This window comes from Galbibacter sp. L-19, from assembly GCF_056857615.1.
This window is the reverse complement of record NZ_JBSXNL010000037.1, coordinates 1-4,416: the sequence shown is the minus strand read 5'-3', so window position 1 is coordinate 4,416 and position 4,416 is coordinate 1. Positions and strand designations below refer to the sequence as shown.

Genomic DNA, 4,416 nt, shown 5'->3' with positions numbered 1-4,416 from the left:
GCACCAGGAGAATAAATACTAGAATACTTAAAGGTGTTTCTAATTCCAGAACCCAATTCGTCCACACGCCCAATTTCCTTAAAAAATCTTGCAATCACCGGATTTTTAGGAAACGGAGAAAAGTTGACGGGATCAATAACACCATCACCGTGAAGACGATTCCAGTTTTCTGCGAACACTTTATCTCGTTCGATAATAAGCTTTGCTGGAAATGCATTAGCATATTCTCTATTCATAAGCAAATTCCCTATGACTTCTCGAAAAATACGATCACGAAGACTAATACGTTGCTCTCCTTCCTGATAAAATTTATCTGGTAGATGTTTTCGTATAAATGCCATGAGTCGGTCATAACTTTCTATAAGATTAGTACGTATATCGTCTCTGTCATCATAACGGTCTACATTTTCAATCCTGAGTATGGCATCTGTTTTATGGTGAGGTAATACACTTTGGATAACCTCTTCCTTTCCAAACAACAATATGGCTGCCAAAGTATACCCATCTTTTCCAGTTTGGTGGTCATGTTTGTATAATCCCGCAGAACGGAGTAGCTCTTCATTAGTCATACTTTGCCAAGGATGATCTGCTCTTTCGTTGTTAGCCAGTTTTCTCACATAACTGAATAATTCTGGTCTAAAATCCAAAAGGTTGACATAAGGATAAATTCGGTTTTCGGAATAAGTGGTTTGTTTTCTTAAGTAAAGCTGAGTTACCTGTTCAATATGTCGGCTGATGTTAAAATCCCCATCCTCATTTCGATCGTATATTTTCCCATTGACACTGTGTACCTGAGAGCTTTCAGGTACAAATACGTAAATGATTTTAGCTCCTTCATAATCAATCACTTGCGGTGATAAGTAAAATGGAGGACTAAGTTTATGGGAGTTATTAGCATTGGTAATGATATTATTTATAATATCTTGAACACAATCTTCTATAACTCCTTCTACCGTACCGTCATTCTTGACTCCTAACAACAAATGACCGCCATTACGATTGAGAAAGGCACAAACTGACTCAAAAGCATCTCTATTCAATTCAAATTGAGAGGTTTTAAACTCAACCTCAATACTTTATACTTTTTAGCTTTTCTGGGGTCATTACTATTGTCTTATTTTTATTGAACAAATCTAATAATTATTACATTTATTTAGTTCAGGGAAATATAAGAATGACTAAAAGTTAGCTGAGTAGACTTTAAAAGCAATCTATAACAGATATTAAATAATTAATCTCTATTTTTAAATGTGAATTAATTCTGCACTATCACCATTCTTTTTCTAAGATACGGGAGTAATTTAACTTTATTGCAGAACCTTGAATATTTTTAAACAAGTAATAATCTCTAATTTTCAAAGTCTAGTTGACAAAATTACCTTCCTGCTCTCATTCAATTCCTGTAATTCCACCAATAATTTTTCTTTGTCTCCCAATACATATTTTGGCAGTACATATACAAATCTAAGTGACTGACCATTCCATATCTTATTGGGATAATTACAAATGTATATCGGTTTCATTTCAAGTCTTTGGTAAAAAGCTTTTCGCTTTTTTACAATGCGGTGACGCGCGGAACAAAACAAAAGACAGAGGATTTTGAGGAACGATAAAACTGGGGTTTGTTTTGTGGGGATTTATTTCTTGATTCTTTCCCTAATTATTTCGGGATTTCTACGTGTGTGCAAAACTCCAAAAACTATGATTTGCTTTTGTTCTTCTTCAACTAAATAGAAAATTGCGTAAGGAAAACGAGTTACCAAAGATTGTCGTAACTCTTTATATTTCCGTTGATAATGTTCTGGATATTCGCCAATATAATCGATTTCTTTATTGACTTCTATTTTAAATTCTTGGGCTAATGTTTCACTTTTTTCGTGATACCATTTCTTTGCCTTTCGTAAATCTGTATGTACAATTGGCAGTAACTTAATTTTATAACTCATTACCAATCGTTCTTTACATCTTTCCAATCCAAAACATCATTGGGATTGTTTTTATAGCTTTCTAAACGATTATCTAATTCTTTTTTGTGTTCCGTAGAGATTTCTTGGTGCTCTTCTTTTTCACGCTTTAAAACACGCTCCAAAGTATCGATAATGCTTTCTCTGTCAATACTGAACAGTTCTTGTATTAAATGATATTTTCGTGCTTCTAAATCCATAATTTCTGTATTTCGAGTATAACAAATGTACAATTTTTGTTCCATATTTTTAATCCTCATAATGGCTTTTCTCGTACAGAATATCCAACAAAATATATTCTTCCTCTGCTTTAGTGTGCTTTAGTATAGTTTATATAATTATTGATTTTGGTTAAGCATTGATTTTACATGCGAAAGCCAAATCAACTATGCTTATTTAAGTCGACACTATTCCAAAAAGTGTGTAAGCTAAAATAACAAAACTTTAATGCTTTAATGAATCAATAATTTTCAAAGTCTAGTTACCAATTTGACCTTTCTCCCTCCATTCAATTCCTGCAATTCCACCAATACTTTTTCTTTGTCTCCCAATACATATTTTGGCAGTACATATACAAATCTAAGTGACTGACCATTCCATATTTTATTGGGATAATTACAAATGTATATCGGTTTCATTTCAAGCCTTTGATAGGAAGCTTTTCGTTTCTTATTCCCACTGACACTGTAAACTTTTAAAAAATCAGTTTCAAAAGTAATACCCGAAGTATTAGATACTTCCATGACTAAATAAGTTTCAGATTTGTGATAAACTATTTTCTGAAGCTGTAGTTTAATTCCATTCCTTTTTTTAGACGCTAATCTTTTGGGGGTGGTTTTAAGTAAGTATTTACTGAAGGATTTATAGTATACCATACTTTTCTCCATACTATCCAATACTATCTGTTTGGGTTTTGATTTTACAGAAAGCGGTACTTCAGTACCTATACTTTCTGTTCTTGACACAAAATAATTTAGTTTAGGTAGCTGTTCTGCATATTTTAAAATATATGAATACACCTGCCCATCATCAGTAACAACTAACAAATTACTTGCTTCCCCAGGCTGCGCTTGTAATAACCCGAAATACTGTTTTGTCTCCCGATTATAGGTAAACACAAAATGAGAAGCCCCTGTAATTCCTTGACGGATAGTCTGTGGAAAAAAAAGCGCCACATTTTTCTTATTGTTAGCATACAATGTATCTAATACAACTTGTGCATGTAAAGAACTTGATAGAATTAAGGACATAAGTATAAGTATTGTTTTCATATGTTCATGTTTATTGTTTTTCAAATGTCAAATCAAACATCCATACAATCATCTCTTTATATGTTCAAGAAATAAAAAAGAATGTCTCATTGCTTGAGTTTTAATATTAATTGATAATTGTCCATTACCGTCACCTTCACTTGTCGGTTACTCCTTCTAAAAAGTTGTTTAATGCCGCTTACTTGTGGTACTCCAGCTAGGTTGATATCATCTACCACATCACCAACCACTTGTTTTCGTATTTCTTCTTGGAAACTGTTTTCTATATAAATTCCTTTACTCCCGTCATCAAGATCAAAGGCTTCAAATGGAATGTTGCGACCATTAATCTGTTCAATACGTAAGAGGGTTCGATTGGGTTTAAAACTTACAAAACCATACAGTAAGGTATTTTTATCAAGAGTGATTCCATCTACTTTGGCAGAATTGGAAAGTCGCATACGTAATCTATAATCTTGCTTTACGGTTTGCGTACCATCTACTCGCACCCTTAATTCTTCATCTGTATTACGTAAATGCTGTTCAACGTTTTCTTCTGGATTTGAAGCAAAAAAGAGTTGATGTTCCAATCCTATTTCTTTTGCGCGAATCTGTAATTCTTTTTCTTCAATGGTAGAAGTATCGATCTCAGAAATATCATAAACTTGATGTATGGGCTCCTTAGGCTCATCTGAATAATTTTCTTCTAACTGTTTTAATGCTGCTATGTTTTCATATCGCTTTTGGCCCAGAAAATAAACACTGTCAATCATTCTTTTTTTGCGGATACTATCTTGCTCTACATTGTAATATCCTAAAGAGTCCAATAAACTATCATCATAGACACTTGGGGCATTGATTTCCCGCGCTTCTTTTAAGGCCTCTATAGCCTCCATTTTACTTTCATATTGTTTCTGCTCTTTACCTAGTTTAGGGACAAGCACTTGATTGTTTTTAATAGTCGCATCTTCATCCTTTCTAAAAGTGATGATGGCATAAAAAACAATAAATAAGACCACGCTTGCAATGATCAACACCATTACAATTTTACTTTTCTGGATTTTCATAATCTTCAAGTTTTCTAAGTGTATTTTCAAAATAGTCTGTAATCAATAACCCATGAGGGTTATGCGGAAAGTTCCGATCCACATGAATCAGGTTTCCGCTAGATATAAGTTCATAAGTATCGATTATGGAGCCTC

At 33.4% G+C, this 4,416-nt stretch carries 5 protein-coding genes and 2 pseudogenes; all 7 read right to left on the bottom strand.

Annotation, left to right across the window (positions count from 1 at the left end):
• Positions 1-1,040, bottom strand: a 1,040-nt coding sequence (locus tag AC13CQ_RS04055; RefSeq protein WP_482882709.1) for an AlbA family DNA-binding domain-containing protein, incomplete at its 3' end; no start/stop codon positions are given.
• Between the two features lie 315 nt (positions 1,041-1,355).
• Positions 1,356-1,556: pseudogene (locus AC13CQ_RS04050) on the bottom strand (DUF4138 domain-containing protein); the annotation flags it as partial.
• Between the two features lie 81 nt (positions 1,557-1,637).
• Positions 1,638-1,946 carry a type II toxin-antitoxin system RelE/ParE family toxin gene (locus AC13CQ_RS04045; protein ID WP_008615735.1) on the bottom strand — a complete coding sequence of 103 codons (309 nt, stop codon included), beginning with the start codon at positions 1,944-1,946 and terminating at the stop codon, positions 1,638-1,640.
• Positions 1,946-2,209 carry an addiction module protein gene (locus AC13CQ_RS04040; protein WP_337900735.1) on the bottom strand — a complete coding sequence of 88 codons (264 nt, stop codon included), beginning with the start codon at positions 2,207-2,209 and terminating at the stop codon, positions 1,946-1,948. Before AC13CQ_RS04040 ends, AC13CQ_RS04045 begins: the two co-directional genes overlap by 1 nt.
• A gap of 225 nt (positions 2,210-2,434) precedes the next feature.
• Positions 2,435-3,235 (bottom strand): DUF4138 domain-containing protein, encoded by an 801-nt coding sequence (locus AC13CQ_RS04035; protein WP_482882708.1) that lies wholly within the window; start codon positions 3,233-3,235, stop codon positions 2,435-2,437.
• 86 nt (positions 3,236-3,321) lie between these two features.
• Positions 3,322-4,281 carry a conjugative transposon protein TraM gene (traM, locus tag AC13CQ_RS04030; RefSeq protein WP_008610588.1) on the bottom strand — a complete coding sequence of 320 codons (960 nt, stop codon included), beginning with the start codon at positions 4,279-4,281 and terminating at the stop codon, positions 3,322-3,324.
• Positions 4,262-4,416 (bottom strand): annotated as a pseudogene (locus tag AC13CQ_RS04025) (conjugal transfer protein TraK); the annotation flags it as partial. The gene traM and the pseudogene AC13CQ_RS04025, both read right to left, overlap by 20 nt.